The 18,510-nt window shown below is 37.3% G+C and carries 19 protein-coding genes and 1 other RNA gene; 8 read left to right on the top strand and 12 right to left on the bottom strand.

The genetic code is table 11. The features are described 5' to 3' along the window. Positions 1-6 precede the first annotated feature (6 nt). A complete protein-coding gene (locus tag AC6I5C_RS11930; RefSeq protein ID WP_497905340.1) occupies positions 7-1,752 on the top strand; it encodes an FG-GAP-like repeat-containing protein in 1,746 nt (581 codons plus the stop codon). A 4-nt stretch (positions 1,753-1,756) separates the two neighbouring features. Here AC6I5C_RS11930 and AC6I5C_RS11925 read toward each other — a convergent pair whose 3' ends face one another. The 5 genes from AC6I5C_RS11925 to AC6I5C_RS11905 all read right to left on the bottom strand — a co-directional run bounded on the left by AC6I5C_RS11925 (position 1,757) and on the right by AC6I5C_RS11905 (position 6,224). Further along, on the bottom strand, positions 1,757-2,134 hold the full coding sequence (locus AC6I5C_RS11925) for a hypothetical protein (protein WP_497905339.1): 378 nt from the start codon (positions 2,132-2,134) through the stop codon (positions 1,757-1,759). 83 nt (positions 2,135-2,217) lie between these two features. After that, positions 2,218-3,777 (bottom strand): hypothetical protein, encoded by a 1,560-nt coding sequence (locus tag AC6I5C_RS11920; protein WP_497905402.1) that lies wholly within the window; start codon positions 3,775-3,777, stop codon positions 2,218-2,220. 97 nt (positions 3,778-3,874) lie between these two features. Further along, a complete protein-coding gene (locus tag AC6I5C_RS11915) occupies positions 3,875-4,609 on the bottom strand; it encodes a BamP family beta-assembly machinery protein (protein ID WP_497905338.1) in 735 nt (244 codons plus the stop codon). 92 nt (positions 4,610-4,701) lie between these two features. Further along, positions 4,702-5,091 carry an acyl-CoA thioesterase gene (locus AC6I5C_RS11910; protein WP_497905337.1) on the bottom strand — a complete coding sequence of 130 codons (390 nt, stop codon included), beginning with the start codon at positions 5,089-5,091 and terminating at the stop codon, positions 4,702-4,704. A 95-nt stretch (positions 5,092-5,186) separates the two neighbouring features. Further along, on the bottom strand, positions 5,187-6,224 hold the full coding sequence (locus tag AC6I5C_RS11905) for a glutaminyl-peptide cyclotransferase (RefSeq protein WP_497905336.1): 1,038 nt from the start codon (positions 6,222-6,224) through the stop codon (positions 5,187-5,189). A gap of 85 nt (positions 6,225-6,309) precedes the next feature. On the opposite strand from AC6I5C_RS11905, the gene ffs reads away from it, so the two are divergent. The 3 genes from ffs (at position 6,310) to fsa (ending at position 8,052) form a co-directional block, all read left to right on the top strand. Beyond that, positions 6,310-6,408, top strand: an RNA gene (ffs, locus tag AC6I5C_RS11900) — signal recognition particle sRNA small type. Positions 6,409-6,552: 144 nt separating this feature from the next. Continuing rightward, positions 6,553-7,356, top strand: coding sequence for an SDR family oxidoreductase (locus tag AC6I5C_RS11895; protein WP_497905335.1), 804 nt, complete (start codon positions 6,553-6,555; stop codon positions 7,354-7,356). Positions 7,357-7,398: 42 nt separating this feature from the next. Continuing rightward, positions 7,399-8,052, top strand: coding sequence for a fructose-6-phosphate aldolase (fsa, locus tag AC6I5C_RS11890; protein WP_053977618.1), 654 nt, complete (start codon positions 7,399-7,401; stop codon positions 8,050-8,052). Between the two features lie 80 nt (positions 8,053-8,132). Here the strand turns inward: fsa and AC6I5C_RS11885 are convergent, their stop codons facing one another. Then, on the bottom strand, positions 8,133-9,557 hold the full coding sequence (locus AC6I5C_RS11885; RefSeq protein ID WP_497905334.1) for a TlpA family protein disulfide reductase: 1,425 nt from the start codon (positions 9,555-9,557) through the stop codon (positions 8,133-8,135). A gap of 192 nt (positions 9,558-9,749) precedes the next feature. On the opposite strand from AC6I5C_RS11885, the gene AC6I5C_RS11880 reads away from it, so the two are divergent. Continuing rightward, the gene (locus AC6I5C_RS11880) at positions 9,750-11,375 is read left to right on the top strand and encodes an ABC-F family ATP-binding cassette domain-containing protein (protein WP_497905333.1); all 1,626 of its coding nucleotides are present in this window, start codon (positions 9,750-9,752) and stop codon (positions 11,373-11,375) included. 50 nt (positions 11,376-11,425) lie between these two features. On the opposite strand, the gene AC6I5C_RS11875 is transcribed toward AC6I5C_RS11880, so the two are convergent. The 5 genes from AC6I5C_RS11875 to nhaC all read right to left on the bottom strand — a co-directional run bounded on the left by AC6I5C_RS11875 (position 11,426) and on the right by nhaC (position 14,773). Further along, positions 11,426-11,662 (bottom strand): putative signal transducing protein, encoded by a 237-nt coding sequence (locus AC6I5C_RS11875; protein ID WP_053977620.1) that lies wholly within the window; start codon positions 11,660-11,662, stop codon positions 11,426-11,428. Positions 11,663-11,817: 155 nt separating this feature from the next. Next, positions 11,818-12,075 carry a DUF6952 family protein gene (locus tag AC6I5C_RS11870; protein ID WP_053977621.1) on the bottom strand — a complete coding sequence of 86 codons (258 nt, stop codon included), beginning with the start codon at positions 12,073-12,075 and terminating at the stop codon, positions 11,818-11,820. Positions 12,076-12,103: 28 nt separating this feature from the next. Further along, on the bottom strand, positions 12,104-12,412 hold the full coding sequence (locus tag AC6I5C_RS11865) for a thioredoxin family protein (RefSeq protein ID WP_497905332.1): 309 nt from the start codon (positions 12,410-12,412) through the stop codon (positions 12,104-12,106). Positions 12,413-12,498: 86 nt separating this feature from the next. Beyond that, a complete protein-coding gene (locus tag AC6I5C_RS11860) occupies positions 12,499-13,137 on the bottom strand; it encodes a peroxiredoxin (RefSeq protein WP_053977623.1) in 639 nt (212 codons plus the stop codon). A 145-nt stretch (positions 13,138-13,282) separates the two neighbouring features. Beyond that, positions 13,283-14,773, bottom strand: a complete 1,491-nt coding sequence (nhaC, locus tag AC6I5C_RS11855) for a Na+/H+ antiporter NhaC (RefSeq protein WP_497905331.1) — start codon at positions 14,771-14,773, stop codon at positions 13,283-13,285. 102 nt (positions 14,774-14,875) lie between these two features. On the opposite strand from nhaC, the gene AC6I5C_RS11850 reads away from it, so the two are divergent. Then, complete coding sequence (locus AC6I5C_RS11850) at positions 14,876-15,895, top strand: metal-dependent hydrolase (RefSeq protein WP_497905330.1); 1,020 nt, start codon at positions 14,876-14,878, stop codon at positions 15,893-15,895. Positions 15,896-15,947: 52 nt separating this feature from the next. Here AC6I5C_RS11850 and AC6I5C_RS11845 read toward each other — a convergent pair whose 3' ends face one another. Further along, positions 15,948-17,171: an aminotransferase class I/II-fold pyridoxal phosphate-dependent enzyme gene (locus AC6I5C_RS11845; protein WP_497905329.1), complete on the bottom strand. Its 1,224-nt coding sequence runs from the start codon at positions 17,169-17,171 to the stop codon at positions 15,948-15,950. 159 nt (positions 17,172-17,330) lie between these two features. On the opposite strand from AC6I5C_RS11845, the gene AC6I5C_RS11840 reads away from it, so the two are divergent. Together AC6I5C_RS11840 and AC6I5C_RS11835 are read left to right on the top strand one after the other, a co-directional pair. Beyond that, positions 17,331-17,789 carry an Lrp/AsnC family transcriptional regulator gene (locus AC6I5C_RS11840; protein ID WP_497905328.1) on the top strand — a complete coding sequence of 153 codons (459 nt, stop codon included), beginning with the start codon at positions 17,331-17,333 and terminating at the stop codon, positions 17,787-17,789. 1 nt (position 17,790) lies between these two features. Beyond that, on the top strand, positions 17,791-18,417 hold the full coding sequence (locus tag AC6I5C_RS11835; protein WP_497905327.1) for a CPBP family intramembrane glutamic endopeptidase: 627 nt from the start codon (positions 17,791-17,793) through the stop codon (positions 18,415-18,417). The last annotated feature ends 93 nt before the right edge of the window (positions 18,418-18,510 follow it).

Raw genomic sequence — 18,510 nt, 5'->3', positions numbered from 1 at the left:
TACTCTATGGCCAAAAGATTAATAGCGTTTGTTTGTGCGGCAGGTTTGCTTTTTGTTTCTCCTAAGCTTAATGCCCAATTGCAATTTGAGAATGTAGCGTCGACCAAAGGTGTTGATGTTACAATAGATTTACTCTCTGAAGGGGGAGGTGTTTCGTTTTGTGATTTTAATGGGGATGGATGGGATGATTTAACCTTTACTTCGGCGACCGATAGTCCTGTTCTGTTCTTTCAGAATAATGAAGGAACTTTTACTCAGGTAACTTTTGATATGGTTGATCCTAATTATAACACCAAACATCCTATTTGGGTAGATTATGATAATGATGGTGACAAAGATTTTTTTGTAACCAGTAATTTAGGTTTCAACAAACTCTACCAAAACCAAGGTGACATGGCTTTTGTGGATGTTACTGGTGCTTCTGGTATAGACAGTAATAGTCCATTGTCAACTGGATGTGCCTGGGGAGATTATGATAAAGATGGCTTTTTGGATGTCATGATTTGCAAATATGATTTTACAAACGAGATTTATAATCAATTATACCATAATGAAGGTGATGGAACATTTACTAATGTAACTGAGACTTCAGGAATTGGAGATTTGGATCCGGTTTTGTGTTTAAATGCTATTTTTTGCGATTTCAATAATGATGGTTGGCAGGATATTTATATTAATAATGACAGAACCTTTTATGATAACTATTTCATGAAAAACAATGGGGATGGGACATTTTCAGATATCAGTGACGGTAGTGGAGGAGATGTGGGCATGGATGCCATGTCTGCAACGGTTGAAGACTTCGATAATGATGGTTGGATGGATATTTACATTACAAATACCAACAGTCCTGTTTCAGACCCAGTAGGTAACGCACTGTTGAGTAATAATGGGGATGAAACCTTTACTAATGTGGCAGGTGCAACAGGCACGACTTTCAATAGTTTTGGTTGGGGGGCTCTATTTTTGGATGCTGATTTGGATACCCACAACGATCTGTATGTAAGTGGATTCTATACGACTACACAACCTTCATATTTGCCTTCTGCTTTTTACCACAATAATGGGAATGATACATGTACCATTCCCCAGGGTATCGGGTTTGAAACGGATAGTCAAAATAGTTATGGTAATGCTTTGGGAGATTTCAACAATGATGGTAAACCGGATATGGTAGTGATAAATGATAATGCCTTACCTTTTTTATGGGAAAATCAGACAACCACTTCAAATGGATATCTTAAGGTTAAACTGGAAGGGGTTACTTCCAATAAGGATGGTATCGGTTCTAAAATAGAAATTTTAGCCGATGGTAAAGTCCAGTATCGTTACGTGGCTTTGGGTGAAAGTTATTTAAGCCAAAATTCCAACACTGAATTTTTTGGGGTTGGAAATGCTTCCAATATTGACTATGTCCAGATTACTTGGTCAAGCGGTACAATAGATATTTATAATGATGTAACACCTAACCAAACTTTAGAAGTTGTAGAAGGTAGTGCTTTAGGGCTTGATCATACCTCTGTTGGTTTGGTAAGTGTTTATCCTAATCCTACTCAGGGAACTGTAGTTATTTCTGGGTTGGAAACACAATCATATTTGTTAGTGTATAATAGTTTAGGACAGCAAGTGTACAAACAGGACCTAAACAATGCTATTAATACTATTGATTTGTCTAACGTAGGCAAAGGTCTTTATTTCTTCAAGATTTCGAATGGTTTTGGAGTTGTGACCAAAAAAATAGAATTGAAATGATCTGTTAGCAGAACGGATTCATATTAAATAAGCCTAAAACCCCTAGTATAAGTGCGGCATCACCGATGAGTACTTTATAGGGGTTTATTTTTTTCGATAGGTTGAAGAGAGAATCTCCTATCCCTGGGATTTTTGAAAGTTGTTGCGGGAGTAACAATATCCCACAAGCTATCCCTACAATTGCGAATATGATGCAATTGAATTTGAAAATAAACATGATTCCAATTGCTAAGGTTAGTACACCAATTAGTGGGCTTAGTGGTTGTAACTTGGCAGCAATATTGACGAAAAAATTACTTTCGCCGTCCAATCGGTCCAAAGTGGTGATGGCAAGCATGATACCGGCACAGATACAGGCAATTTCAAAAATAAGATAGATCATAACAGAACCCTAATTAATAGTTGTGTTATAAAATTAGGTAAATTTTGATTACCTAAATATGTGTTTGGTAACTAATCTTAATTTTATTCAAATGTAATGTGTTGATATGCACCTAAATCGGGAGCATTAGTCCTGTCGTTGTTCAATAGGTCTGTTGGCACCTGATTGGCATAAAATGCATTTCCGTGGTTGTTTGCTGCAGAATCTTCTCCTATTATTAAATCGTTTTCAAAAGGCGCTCTAAAATCAGGGGATTCATTGAAGATATTGTTCTCGTAGAGAAGCGTATTGTCAAAATCATAGTTGTCTCCAGAAAAGAAATTCGTGTTATCCTGAAATCTTAACAAACAGTTGGTAAATTTAAAATTGAAGACTTCGCCACTTTCTTCTTGATCCAAAAGAAATTCGGGGTTGTCATTGCCATAAATGATGCAATTGTTGAAGTTGGCTTCATCTAAGTCGTTGGTATAGATGTTCTGTTCTTCATCAACCACATAGTTATTGAGCAATACAGAAGGGAATTGCCTAAAGCTGTTGCCCCAATAATTGGCCAAGGTGCAGTGCGTAAAATTGTATTTTCCGCCATAGGTACCCGCAAAAGAGGATTGCCCCGAGTTATTGATAACCACATTTTGGGCTCCAATAGAAGTAGCACGACCTAAAACACCAAAGTTACTGGAGTTGTAAATTTGGGTATTTGCAAGGTTTAGTTTGTTGTTTGCTTCGTATTGGTTTCCTTCACTTAAAACACCAATGGTTGAATTTTTTATGGTGGCGTAATTAATAGAGTTATTGGTGCTTCCGTTGTATAGCCAAATCGTTCCCCATTGCCCAGGAACATCTTCATATAAAGGTTCTAGACGATCCCCTTGAAAAATAACTTCGTTTTCCAAAAGTTCCTGATCATTACTGAAGGCTCCATTTATTTGCAAAGAAGCATTGTTAGTTACCAATAAGCCCGAATTGGCATGAAAGTGCACGCGTGCGCCAGCTTCAACAGTAAGTGTTTTGCCGCTGTTGACTCCTGCGTAACCGTAAATAACATAAGGTTTTTCGTTGGTAAAGGTCAATTCTTCATCGGTTAAAAAGCGCCCTTGAAGGTTGGTTTCGTCATCAATACCATCGCCATCCACATCAAACGTTAGTGTTTCAACAATTCCGGTAGTTTCATCTTTGCTAGGGTAGATAAAAACCGCATCTTGTATAAGGGTTACCAATTCTACTTTTTGAAAATTGCTACCGCTGTCAAATTCTATGGCATCGGTGTATAAAAATTGGTTGTTGGCTGCCGCAAAGGTTTCTATGTCTACAGTAGTTTCTATAAAAATGTACATACTGTCCTTTGCCAATAATTCTACATCCTGAAACTCTTTTCCGGAAAGGCCGTCAACATTCAAGCGGTAATTGGAGCTTTCCCCTTGGCCTAAACGCAATGTAGGGATGACAATATCTTTAGAGCTTCGGTTGTATACTTTAAGGTTATAGGTGCTTGAACCAATATTTGTGAAAACGGTATCAAGATATACGGTGTCTTTGGAGAATTGTAATTGTCCTTTACTTGGCTCGAAATCAAAATCGTTTCTGCAGGAACTCCAGGTCATTAAAATTGATAGCGCAAAAATAAAGTAGCCTAGTTTCTTCATAGATAAAATACTGTGGTGCTTTTGAGCGATAAAAGTATGATTTTTTGCACGAATGCGTAGTATCAACGAAAGTATTTTAGAGTTGTTGCCTTTTAAGTTAAGGTTTGGTTTCCTGTAATAGTTGAGAAAAGCTTTCTCCATGTTTTAACAGGGCATCCAAAAGGAGAAAATTATTATTGCTTTTAAGTAGGGATTTAGAAATGTTTTGAGCAGACAGATATTCCAGAAACAGGTATTTCTGTTCTAAGGGAATATGTAATTCTTTCTTTAGAAAGTTGTCATTGAAATAGGTGCTCGTGGAAAATAGTCTGTTGAAATCCTCATACGAAGCATATCGAATAATAGGAATGTCCTTTTTTCTTTTAAAAAGCTTTCCAAATAGTTTGCCCAAAGCAATAAAATCCAAAGAAGGGTTATAAGAGTTACTATATTTAAAAGGATTATTTTTCCTGTCAGTTGCCAATTGTTTTAGGAAGTTAGATTGAAATTTTGTTGAGTCAAAGAGCTTTTCCCTTTCATCAATTATGATAATTTCGTCTAAGGTGTTGGTGACTTTTTTGAGCTCAATGACTATGGTTTCTTTAAAGTGATAGGGTTTTAAAACCAGTTGCTGACTTTCATGGAATAAGGAATGGAATGTTAAAGTGTCGCCTGGAGTAGCTTCTACATTGAAGTCGCCATTGTCATCGGTATAGGTAAAGTGATTTTTATTGATGTTAATGATTTTGGCTCCTTTTACGGTGGTTTCAGCATCGTATACCTTGCCTTTTAAGGTTTGGGTAGAAGCAAGATTGGAGGAAAGAATACATATAAGCACAAAGATTCTAAACATATTTTGATTGGTTGGTTTTTAATCAAAATAAGAGAATAGTTAAGTAGGAAAATGCCTTCTTAAGAAACTTTAACAGCGGTTTTAACCTTTGTTTAAGTAAAGAGGTTTTCAATTTCAGCAGTTATTCTGCAGGGGCGATTGGTACTTTTGGAAATCAAACACCAATTGGCTTCCGAAGTCACTAGTAGCTTGGACGTTGCATGGTTATAAATTTCTACAATTCTAGTGGAGATGACGCCTTCAGATTTCGCGATATAGGTTTTTAACCTAATGGATTCTCCCAGAAATGCAGGTAATTTATATTCTATGGTGTGTTTTACCAATACCCAAAAATACTGGTCTTTTATTTCTTGAGTAGCTCCCGCATCCCAATGTTGGGCGGCAACATCTTGAATCCATTGTACGTACCTCACATTGTTGACATGGTTTAGTTGGTCCAGATCATCTTCTGTTACGGTAATTATGGTTTCAAAGGTTTTCATTACTCAATTCGTTAGAGCGCAAAAGTAGCCTTTATTGCTTGCTTCTAAAAATTTATAAGGGTTTATCGATGAAATGTCAAAAGCGAAACTAGCTATTATTTTTCAATGATTTCAACCTCAAATAATTTGTTCCAACGTTTTCCTGTTACAAAAAGTGTTTTGGTCTCAGGATTGTAGGCTATCCCATTTAGGACATCAAGACCTGGGTGTTGCTTCACTTTATTATGAAGAGGGGAGAAGTCAATAACGCCTTCTACAGCGCCATTTTCAGGATTGATGATGGTAACGCCGTTATATTGGTAGTTGTTGGCGTAAATTTTTCCATCAATCCATTCCAGTTCGTTAAGGTTGATAATTTTTCCTTTATCTCTATACACTTGAATGTGGTCTTTCTCCTGAAGTGTATTCGGGTCCAATATCCAGATGTTTTCGGTACCGTCACTTTTATAAATTACCTCACTGTCATTACATAATCCCCAACCTTCTTTGCTCTGGCCATAGGTGAAAGTGCTTGTTTTTTCAAAAGAGTCTAATTGATATACAAAACCGGTATTTTCACGCCAGGTCAATTGATAGATTTTATCATTCATAATGGTCATGCCTTCACCGAAGTATTGTCTTTCCAAGTCGGTGTTCTGTAGGACCTCTCCAGTTTTATAATCTACTTTTCGCAATTTAGACTCGTTGTATTGCCCAGTACTTTCATAAAGGTAGCCATCATGAAATTCGAGACCTTGGGTGTAGGAGGTAATATCGTGAGGATATTCGTTGATAATATTAAAGGTATATAATTTGGGTTTTTGGTTGTTTAAAATGGTGATATGGGTAGAAACTTCATCCGTACCATCTTCCGTTACGATGGAAGCCGATATTTTGTGTACACCAAGTTTTACGTCTTCCACTTTAAATTCGTTTGGGATGGTTTGGTCTCCCAATTGGTAGCTAACAGAGGTTACTTCGACGTTTTTTGGATTTTTCAACGACAGTTTTAAGGTCTCTCCAAGTGTAATTATGTTCTTTTTGGCACTAGTTTCAATAGAAAAATTATTTTTTTTGGTTTCAGAATTGCTTCCGCAAGACCATAAAACAAAAGCTAAAAAGGTGATTGATAAAAGTTTATATGTGGCTGTCATTTCAATATGTTTTTAGGGCAATTTATCTAATAAAATTCAGTTTAAAAAATCATTGCAGAACAATTAAAAGATTGTATCTTTGCAGCGGCAAGTCCTACACAACCAGCTCCTGCTGAACCCTCCAGGGCGGGAACGCAGCAAAGGTACGCGGTCGTAGCGGTGTGATGTAGGTAGCTTGCCTTTTTTTATGGCATAAACTGAACTTTTTTTACGTAAAAAGGAGATAAGAATAGATGGATTTGTTACTGGTTTGTAACAAATCCTTTTTGTTTTGTGCACTTCCCAAATTCATTCTTATTTTTACGGCTTAAGTTTTTATACCATTATAATGTCTAAAGTTGTGCTCATTACCGGAGGGTCTTCCGGAATAGGGAAATCCATAGGAGAATTTTTAACGTCAAAGGGATACCAGGTGTATGGTACCAGTAGAAATCCAGATCGATACGCTAACAGTAAGTTTCCGCTTATTGCCTTGGATGTTTCCAATTTGGAAACCATTTCAAAGGCTGTTGCCCATGTTATAGAGAAAGAAGGGAAGTTGGACGTATTGGTAAATAATGCGGGAGCAGGTATTACAGGACCTATTGAGGAAATTCCAGATACAGAAATCAAACGAAATTTTGAAACCAATTTTTTTGGTCCAATCAACGTCATCAAGGCCGTGTTGCCACAGATGCGCAAACAAAATTCAGGGTTGATTGTAAATGTAACCTCTATTGCGGGTTATATGGGATTGCCTTACCGAGGCATTTACAGCGCTAGTAAAGGGGCGTTGGAATTGGTGACAGAGGCTTTTAGAATGGAGATTAAAGATTTCAATATTAAAATGACCAATGTGGCTCCAGGTGATTTTGCCACCAATATTGCCGCAGGAAGGTTTCATGCGCCTGTTTTGAAAGAATCTCCATACAAGGAACCTTACGGAAATACCTTAAAATTGATGGATGCCCATGTAGATGAAGGAAAAGACCCAATGTTTATGGCTAAAGCCATCCATAAAATCATAGAAAATCCCAATCCTAAAATCCATTATAAAGTGGGGGAGTTCATGCAGAAATTTTCCATTGTTTTAAAGCGAATTTTACCCGATAAAGTTTATGAAAAACTGCTCCTAAATCATTATAAATTGTAATTTTGCAGAAGATTTATAGATCAACTTAAATAAACAACAAACATGAAATTTTTTATAGACACAGCTAATTTAGATCAAATTAGAGAGGCACAGGAATTAGGTATTTTAGATGGTGTAACAACCAACCCTTCATTAATGGCCAAAGAAGGTATTACAGGTGTTGACAACATTATGAAGCACTATGTGGATATCTGCAATATTGTTGATGGAGATGTAAGTGCCGAAGTAATTTCTACAGATTTTGAAGGAATGGTAAGAGAAGGTGAGGCTTTAGCTGAGTTGCACGATCAAATCGTAATCAAATTGCCAATGATTAAAGACGGAATCAAGGCTTGTAAATATTTTAGCGATAAAGGAATTAAAACAAACGTAACTTTGGTGTTCTCTCCAGGGCAAGCGCTATTGGCTGCTAAAGCGGGAGCAACTTATGTGTCTCCGTTTATTGGTCGTTTGGACGATATTTCTACAGATGGTTTGAACCTTATTGCTGAAATCCGTCAGATTTTTGACAACTACGGTTTCGAAACTGAAATTTTAGCGGCTTCTGTGCGTCACACAATGCACGTGATTGACTGTGCTAAACTTGGTGCTGACGTAATGACAGGACCATTAAGTGCTATTACAGGTTTGTTGAGCCACCCATTGACTGATATAGGTCTTGAGAAGTTTTTAGCTGACTATAAAAAAGGAAACTAAGAATACTCCGTAGATAAATAAAAAAGCTCCTAAAGAAATTTAGGAGCTTTTTTTTATGCTATAATGGAATCTTTCTTCTTTTATTTTTGGGCAACTAACTTTTCAAAATTGCTTTGAAATTCTTCACTATATAAACTGTTTTTGGATGAGATGATTTGGCCGGACCCATCAACCAAGAAAATGGTGTATACAGAGTTTGTAATTAAAGTTTTGATTCCTTCATTTAAGTTCTCAAAACGATATTCATTTTGTGGAGTAAACTTAGTACGTTTCAAAGTGTTTTTCCAGTACATATTGTTTTCATCGTTAATATTGATAGCGATAATGTTTAGGTCTGGATATTTGTCCTGTAACTTCTTGGTTCTATAATAAAGGTTTTTGTGATTTAAATCGAAGTTGGAAGACCAAAAGTAAATGATGGTAGGCTTGTCTATTAAAGATTTCAAGCTATGCGGTTCGTCATTGAAATTGATCAAAGTAAGATCTGGAATTGGCTGCCCAGGTTTCAACCGGTTCAATTTGTCTACAACAGTCTTAATATCCTTCTTATCAATGTCACTTGTGGTTTTTTGCAAATAGGAGGCTAACAACTGATTGGTTTCAGAGGGCGTGTCCGTCATATAAAGCGACTCCCTAACATTCATTTTCAATAAATAGTTTTTGATGGGATCTACGTTTACCAAACTATCGATTAGTTCCAATTTTTTCAAATTGTAGTTTAAGGATTGTCTATCAAAATACTTATGCTGATCAGTGTTTTTGTAATAAGAGCTAAGGGCTAAATTGTTAAAATGTGCCAACAGAAAGCGGTTGTAAGTGGCACATTCCCTTAAGTCTTTAAAATTATAGTTAATATCCTTTCTAAAATCGTAGAAGTGTTCTGGTAAATCTTTGTAATGCACCAATTTGCTATCGCCAAAATAACCAAAAGGGTAGGCTTCTTTATAGAAGTAAGTATTGTAGTTAATGTTGGCTTCTGCTATATTTTTAAAGAAATCGGAAGAGGGGTACTTTTCCAAAAACTCATTGAGGTGAGCCAATTTTTCTTCCTTTTTGGTATTTAAATAGCTTTCAAATTCTTCTGGAGGCATTTGGAAGAACTCTTTTTTGTGCATATCCTCATTTTCATCTTCCAAAAATGATTTAATAAGGTAGTTGTTCTTTTTTGAGCCAATTCCTGTAAATACCAAGGACTCGTCAAAATCCAAGGTGTTTAGCCTTAGCATGATGCTGTCCTGAGGTTCTAAAAGTACTAATTGGTATTCACCCCCATGCAAAAAGGCATATAGACCAGATTCTACATGGTCTATTTTTTTGAAGAACCTGTTTTCTTCATCCAAATACATGGTATCTACTTGACCTTCTTCTAAGTGGAGGGTTACATAATTTTTCTTAGGATTGATAATTTCCCCTCCAAAATATGCATAGTCTTCGGGAGCCAATGTGGTATCCATACATCCCGTAAAAAACACTGATACTATAAGGGGTATTATGTAAAACTTCATAGCGGTAACTTAATGTAAGCTGGTTATGGTCATAAACAAAAATAGACTAACAATTCTATTTCTCTTGTTAAGGCGCTGTTAAAAGTTATGTAGTCCTAGGCTTTCAAAGGCTTTGTGCTGTCAAAAAAGGAATAGATGTTTCATCTTGTGGATTCATTTGTCTACTTTTGCAAAAAATTAAAACAAATTATTATGCTATCAGTTTCTAATCTTTCAGTTCAGTTTGGTAAACGAATTCTATTCGACGAGGTAAATACAACCTTCGCCCAAGGGAACTGTTACGGTATTATTGGAGCAAACGGAGCAGGAAAGTCTACGTTTTTAAGGATATTATCTGGGAAAATGGATCCAACTTCTGGACATGTGCATTTGGAACCAGGAAAACGTATGAGTGTGTTGGAACAAAACCACAACTTGTATGATGAGCATACCGTGTTGGAAACCATTATTATGGGAAACAAACCTTTATATAATTTAAAGACCCAAATTGATGCTTTGTATGCCGATTATACCGATGAGAATGCTGAGAAAATTGGAGAGCTTCAGGTGCAGTTTGAAGAAATGAATGGTTGGAATGCCGATAGTGATGCCGCTGCCATGCTTTCAAACTTAGGGATCAAGGAAGATTTGCATTATATGTTGATGAAGGATTTGGATGGAAAGCAAAAGGTACGTGTGCTTTTGGCACAGGCCCTTTTTGGAAATCCAGATGTATTGATCATGGATGAGCCTACTAACGACCTGGATTATGAAACTATTTCTTGGTTGGAAAACTTCTTGGCAGATTATAACAACTGTGTCATTGTGGTATCTCACGACCGTCACTTCTTGGATGCGGTTTGTACTCATATTTCTGATATCGATTTTGGAAAAATTACTCACTATTCAGGAAACTATACGTTCTGGTATGAGTCTTCTCAGTTGGCAGCTAGACAAAGAGCGCAACAAAACAAAAAGGCTGAGGAAAAGAAAAAGGAATTGGAAGAGTTTATCCGTCGTTTTTCCGCCAACGTTGCCAAATCCAAACAGGCAACCAGTAGAAAGAAAATGATTGACAAGTTGAATATTTCTGAAATTAAGCCTTCAAGCCGACGTTATCCTGCCATTATTTTTGAACGCGATAGAGAAGCTGGAGATCAAATTTTGAATATTGAAAACCTATCGGCTTCCCAGGATGGCGATTTGTTGTTCCAAAATGTGGACGTTAATTTGGCAAAAGGTGATAAAGTCGTGGTGTATTCTAAAGATTCTAGAGCAACCACTGCGTTCTACCAAATCCTCAATGGGAAAATGGAAGCGGATTCCGGAAGCTATGCTTGGGGGGTAACCACTTCTCAGTCTTATTTGCCATTGGATAACAGCGAGTATTTTGAGAATAAATTGAGTCTTGTGGATTGGTTACGTCAATGGGCAACAACCGAAGAGGAGAGAGAAGAGGTATACATTAGAGGTTTCCTTGGAAAGATGATCTTCAGTGGAGAAGAGGCTTTGAAAACTGCAGACGTATTGTCTGGAGGTGAAAAAGTACGTTGTATGCTAAGTAGAATGATGATGATGAGAGCTAACGTATTAATGCTTGATGAGCCAACAAACCACTTGGATTTGGAAAGTATTACTGCTTTCAACAATTCACTTAAAAACTTTAAAGGAACTGTATTGTTCACAACTCATGACCACGAATTTGCCCAAACAGTTGCAAACCGAGTGATTGAGTTGACTCCAAATGGAATTATCGATAGATACTTAACATTTGATGAGTACATGAGCGATAAGAAAATAAAGGAGCAAAGAGAAAAAATGTATGCTATTGAAGCCTAGTTTTTCAATTTGAACACATAAAAAAAGCCTGAGATTTTCTCAGGCTTTTTTTATGCTTCCATTTCAGACCTTACCAATTCCACTACAGGAACTGCCTTGTCCAATTCGTCCTTGTGGACGTAAAGTTCCTGGAACCCCTGTATGGAAGAACCAAAGCCCGCCAGTCTGCCAGATTCCGATTCATCCTTGATAATGGGTTCAATGCCTATTTCTTCCAATCTGGTCATCATGAGCTGTACCATAATGAAATTGCCGGAGAAAATTTTTATGTAGTTGTCTTCGCTCATTGTAAGTGAATTTTATGTACTTAAGATACGAAAAATTGAGTTATTGAGGGGAGAATTTTTTAAGATTTGCAGGATGTATAAATGCTGGTGAAAAATGAAAAAGCCTTTGAAATACTTGATTTCAAAGGCTTTTACTATGCTGTTTATCGACAGGGTTACTTGTCAATAGATCCTAGTACACGTTTCATAAAGCCATTTAGGGCTTCTTTTTTAGGAGTACCTTCCTTAATCAATTTGTGGACTTCAACGGCTCCATACATGTTGGAGATCAACTCGCCAATAACGTCCAATTCTTCATCCTTAAGAGAAGGAACCTCAGTGAGGGCTTCAAGGGTTTCGATGGCTTCAATTACGAAGTCCTCGTCGTTTTCCTCTATAAATTCTGTTAAATGCTTAATTACAGGTAATTTCATTGCTTATAGATTTTTTGCAAATAATGCTTTAAACGACTTCCGATACTAGGCCTTGTAAAACCTCAAACTTGTTAGTTTGCACTTGGTTTACAAACGCTCCATTTTTAAACGTTGCAAAAGTAGGTAAGTTGTCTACGTTTGCCAACTTTCTAGATTCTGGGAATTTTTCGGCATCTGCCACTACAAATGCAGTGTTTTCGTTTTCTGAAGCCAATTTCTTGAATTTTGGTTTCATGATTCGGCAGTTACCACACCACGTTGCTGAAAATTGTACTACAACAGTGTCGTTTGAGTTGATGATGTCCTGTAAGTTATCTTGATTTAATTCTTGTACCATAATGAAAAGTTTATGATTGTGAGTAGGATATCAAAGCAGGTCAATAGGCTTGACCCACTTTGATTTAAATTTTGTTGTTGCTCTTATTAGTGAGAAGCCAAGTAGCTAGCAACACCATCTCTGTTGGCGTTCATAGCATCTTTACCTTCTTCCCAGTTTGCTGGACAAACTTCACCTTTTTCTTGAACGTGAGTTAAGGCATCGATTAAACGTAAGTATTCACCAACGTTTCTTCCTAATGGCATGTTGTTGATGCTCTCGTGTTGTACAGTTCCTTCTTCGTCGATAATGTATGTAGCTCTGTAGGTTACGTTGTCACCTTCAACAGTTACAACACCAGTTTCTTCGTTGTAAGTTTCGTTAGTGATGTCTAAGATTCCAAGAGTAGAAGCAAGGTTTCTGTTAGAATCAGCCAAGATTGGGTACGTTACACCTTCAATACCTCCGTTGTCTTTTGCAGTGTTCAACCATGCAAAGTGAACTTCTGGAGTGTCGCAAGAAGCTCCAATTACAATAGTGTTGCGCTTTTCAAATTCAGCCATAGCAGCTTGGAATGCGTGCAACTCAGTAGGGCATACAAAAGTAAAGTCCTTTGGGTACCAAAATAAAACTACTTTTTTCTTATTGTTTACCGCTTCTTCAAGAACGTTGATTTTATAGGTGTCACCCATTTCGTTCATTGCGTCTACGTTTAAATTTGGAAATTTTTTTCCTACAAATGCCATAATAATATATTTAATTGTTAGTAATTTTCTGGTTGCAAATATACTACTTCAAGTAGGTTTACAGGGGTTGCATGATTTTAAAAATTTATTAAATAATAGCTTTATTCAATGGGAATAATTTAGAAGTATAGTTTTTGATTATTTGTTAAAAATTGTCCTTCGAAATTTGCTTAATCTTAATTTTAAAGGCTGCGTAGAACAAGGTCATAAACGGACTTAAATAATTGAAGAAGGCATAGCCCGCATAGGATAATGTGTCCACACCCAACACGCCACTTTGGTAAGCGCCACAGGTATTCCAAGGAACTAATACCGAAGTTACTGTTCCTGAGTCCTCAAGGGTGCGGCTAAGGTTTTCTGGGGCCAATCCTTTGTCTTCAAACGCCTTTTTATACATTCTTCCTGGAATTACCAAAGCCAAATATTGATCGCTGGCAAGGGCGTTCAATCCAATACAGCTGATAACGGTACTTGCAAAAAGCCCGAATACAGAGTCGAACAAATTTAATACCGCTTTACTGATTCTGGACAAGGCGCCAATGGCATCCATCACACCTCCAAAAACCATGGCACATAAAATCAGCCAAATGGTGCCCAACATACCGTACATTCCTCCGGAGGAGAACAAATCATTTAGTTCGGCACTGTTAGTGGTTACAGAAGTATCTACGGTAATGGCGGTCATGATACCTTTATAGGCAGAAAGAAAGTTTAATTCGGAAGCGCCTGTTATTTGTAGTACAATTTCAGGTTGAAAAATAAGGGCAAACACACCGCCCAGTAAGGTTCCAGCCAAAAGTGCAGGTAAGGGAGGCGTCTTTTTTACAATCATAAAGATGACCAATGCAGGCACCAAAAATAGCCAAGGCGAAATATGAAAGGCACTGTCTATAGCACTTAACATTTCTGTGGTATCGGTATCTCCTTTTACATCTAGAGAAAGACTAATAATTACAAACAATACCAAAGTAATGATAAGGGTTGGAATGGTGGTGTACATCATATATTTGATGTGTGAGAATAATTCGCCTCCAGCCATAGCTGGAGCTAAATTGGTGGTGTCGCTCAAAGGTGACATTTTATCTCCAAAATAGGCCCCTGAAATGACGGCTCCTGCTGTCATTCCCGGATTGATGCCCAAAGCATTGCCAATCCCTATAAGTGCAATCCCTACGGTTGCAGAGGTAGTCCAGCTGCTTCCCGTTGCTACCGATATAATGGCACAAATGATGACGCAGGCAGGAAGAAAAATAGTGGGGCTTAAAATTTGCAGCCCGTAGTAAACCATGGATGGAATAATACCACTGATAAGCCATGTTCCCGCTAAAGAGCCCACCAGAAGCAAAATTAAAATGGCACCAGAAGTAGACTTGATGTTTTCGGCAACTTCCTCCATCATTTGATTAAAGGATACCTTATTGAAATAACCTACGATAGCCGCAACCGCTGCCCCCATAAGGAGAATGAATTGGTTACTTCCGCTAAGGGCATCATCACCAAAAGCTTCTGCCACATTGTACCCTAGCATTAACACCAATGCCAATACCGGGATTAGGGCTTCCCAAATGCTTAATTCTTTGTTTTCTACAATGTGTTCGTCTTGGGGTTGTGTGGGTTTTATTTCCTGGCTTTGCATGCAATGGTTGCTTTTAATATTGGAGATGTAATGTTACGATTTTGAAAGGTATTCTGCAAATAGAAACAGTTGTGTACATTTGTCTTCAGTTGAAAAAAATATATGGATTCTGTAACCCAAATTGTATTAGGTGCTGCCTGCGGAGAATTGGCGCTCGGTAAAAAAATAGGAAACAAGGCTTTGTTGTTCGGAGCCATTGGAGGTACCATTCCAGATTTGGATGTGTATGTTGGACGGCTTTTCTATTCCAATGAAATTGATATCATGATGTTCCATCGTGGATTCATGCATTCATTTTTGTTTTGCCTTATTGGAACTTTTGCTTTTGGATGGCTGGTCTACAAACTTTATGACAAAGGAAAACGGAAGGATAATACTTCCCTAAAAGATTGGTTTTGGTTGTTTGGACTGTCGCTTTTTACACATCCCATGTTGGATTGTTTTACGCCTTACGGAACCCAATTATTTACGCCATTTTCAAACTACAGAGTGGCTTTTAACAATATTTCGGTAGTAGATTTAGGCTATACACTCCCGTTTTTAATATGTATGATTGTGGTAATGTTTTACAAAAGATCTAACGTAAAACGCTTATTTTGGACCAAGTTGGGCTTGGGGCTCAGTTCTTTTTATATGGTACTGACTTTAATTAATAAGGTGTATATGAATTCCATTTTTGAAAAATCCTTCAAGGAAGGCAATATTACGTTTTCAAGATTTAGAACCCAACCTACATTTTTTAATAATATCCTTTGGTATGGCATAGCCGAAGGAGAAAACAACTATTATGTTGGCTATTATTCCCTTTTGGATTCCGAGGCAAAAGTTGACAAAATTATGGAATTGCCCATGCATCATGATTTGATAGATATGCAGCATTCGGACATCAAGCAATTGTCCTTGTTCAGTGACGGCTATTTTAATTTGAAGAAGATGGACAATAATGAAATAAGGTATAATGACCTGCGTTATCCTTTTTTCAATCCTAATGATAGAAATTCTTCTATTTTTAAATTTATGTTGATGAAGGAAGGAGAGCGATGGAACATCAAATCGGTGGAGCATGAAAGTCCCAAAAGAGAAGATTTTGAAGCCTTTTTGAAGCGACTAAAAGGTGTTTAAAAAAAAGGCCTCTCAGAGAATTACTGAGAGGCTTTTTTATTGAAAGACGTTTTTATGCGTGTACTTCTGCTAGCTTGTTTAAAATGCCAAGTTCTTCCATACAGGCTCTCATCATTTCGTAGGTGCGCTCAATATCGGCATCCAAACCAATTGAAAAACGAATCAGGCCATCGGTAAGTCCCATTTCAGCTTGTTCATCTTCTGGAATTTCAGATGACGTAGAGCTTCCCGGCGCACTAAAAAGTGTTTTGTAGAATCCTAAGCTCACTGCCAAATATCCTAAGTTGCGCTCTTGCATAAGTTCCATTAATTCGTTGGCTTTGTCTAATGAGCCAACATCAATAGTCAACATACCTCCAAAACCGTATTTTTCGTTCATCATGCTTTTGAACAATTCGTGGGATGGGTGCGATGCCAATCCAGGATATACAGTTTTTAAGCCATCAGCTTCAAATTTTTCAGCTAAATAAGTGGCGTTATGGCTATGTTGCATCATACGGATGTGAAGCGTTCTCAAGTTTTTCAACACTGAAGAAGCTCTAAGACTATCCATAGTAGGTCCTAATAACATAGAAGCACCATCGTTTACATTACGAAGCGCGTCAATGAATTCTTGGCTACCACATACTACACCTCCAACAGTATCACTGGAACCATTGATGAATTTTGTAAGACTGTGGATTACCACATCAGCTCCCAATTTTACAGGGCTAATGGACAATGGAGAAAATGTATTGTCTACCACTAACGTCAAATTATGACGTTTTGCAATTTCGGATAGCCCTTTAATATCGGCTACTTCCAAAAGCGGGTTGCTCACAGTTTCGCAGTAAAGTACTTTGGTGTTTTCGGTAATGGCCGCTTCAACGACATCCAATTTAGTAATGTCTACAAAAGACGTGGATACATTAAAACGTGGCATAAAATTCTTCAAGAAGGCATAGGTTCCTCCGTAGATGGTTCTACTGGAAACGATATGTTCTCCTGCGCCACACAATTGCATCAATACTGGGGTAATGGCACCCATTCCAGAGGCGGATACGTTTGCTGTTTCCGTACCTTCCATAGCCGCTAAAGCTTCTCCTAAATATAGGTTGGAAGGAGAGGAGTGACGTGAATAAAGGTAGCATCCATCTGCATTCCCTTCGAAGGTGTCGAACATGGTCTTTGCAGATAAAAAGGTATAAGTTGAAGAATCTGAAATGGATGGGTTGACACCTCCAAATTCTCCAAAATATTGTAAGTCTTGTATGTTGTTTGCGGGTTTAAATTCCATGGCTAAAGTTTTTGTTTACTCTTCAAAATTGAATAATTATAGAATTATTATCAATAGTATTGTGATTATTCGGAAAATAAAACTGTAATACTTGGTTTTTATGGTTAAATTTACATTGAAATAGATGAATTCGCTTTTCCTTTAGAAATTTTTTCAACCATGACTTTGGACAACACAGATTTAAAACTCCTCAAATTACTACAGGCAGACAGCAAGCAGACCACTAAAGAACTTTCCAATAAATTGAACTTGTCCGTGACTGCAGTTTATGAACGTATCAAGAAATTGGAGCGGGAAGGGGTCATCCAAAAATATGTAGCGCTTTTGAATAAAGAATCGGTGGACAGAGGGTTTGTGGCCTTTTGCCATATCAAGCTCATTCAGCATTCACATGATTATGTGGTGAAGTTTGAAGAGGAAGTTGCCAATTTAAACGAAGTCGTAGAATGCTACCATATTAGTGGCGATTATGATTATTTATTGAAAGTTATGGTGCGAGATATGGAAGATTTTCGGAAATTTATGGTAAACAAACTCACTTCCATCAATCATATTGGAAGTACGCACAGTATGTTTGTAATCAATGAAGTAAAGCATACTACGGCTATTACAGTGTAACATGGAATCCAAGACTTACAGGTGGCTTGAATTTGTAATCATTTTTGTGATTTTGCCGGTAAGTTTTGCCTTGAAGTACCCTCCCGTAATTAAATTGTTTTTGGGAAGTGTGGGATTTTTGTATGTAATCTACCTTTTGCTGAAAGTAGAAGACGTCAGGTTTCAATTGTCCCCAACCATCAATTGGAAGACATTTTGGAAACTCACCTCGGCTAAATTTCTCATCATAGCAATTCTCACCACCTCCTTTGTGTATTTTACCGATAAGGGAAATTTGTTCTGCGTTTTACTTTCCAAACCCAAAATGTGGGTGTTGATTTTGTTTTTGTATGCCCTGTTTTCTGTCTATCCACAAGAACTTATTTATAGGACGCTGTACTTTAATAGGTATCAAAATTTAATGAAAAGTAAGTGGATATCTATAATCGTTAATGCACTTGTGTTTTCAATGGCGCATTTAATGTTTAAGAATACATTGGTACTCATCATGACCTTTTTGGGAGGCTTATTGTTTGCCCTTACTTTTTTAAAGACAAAATCTACCACTTTGGTATCAATAGAGCATGCCATTTATGGGAGTTGGTTGTTTACCGTGGGCATGGGCGATATGCTTGGATTTCCATCGTAAAAGCTTTAATGTTAAATAGAAACGGATAATTGAGAAATCTGCTAGATAAGAGATTGTTTTTTCATGGTTGTGACCTAAAACATTTGTACTTTT

It is taken from the genome of Mangrovimonas sp. sgz306409, from assembly GCF_059735265.1.
This window is presented reverse-complemented; position numbering and strand designations above follow the sequence as displayed.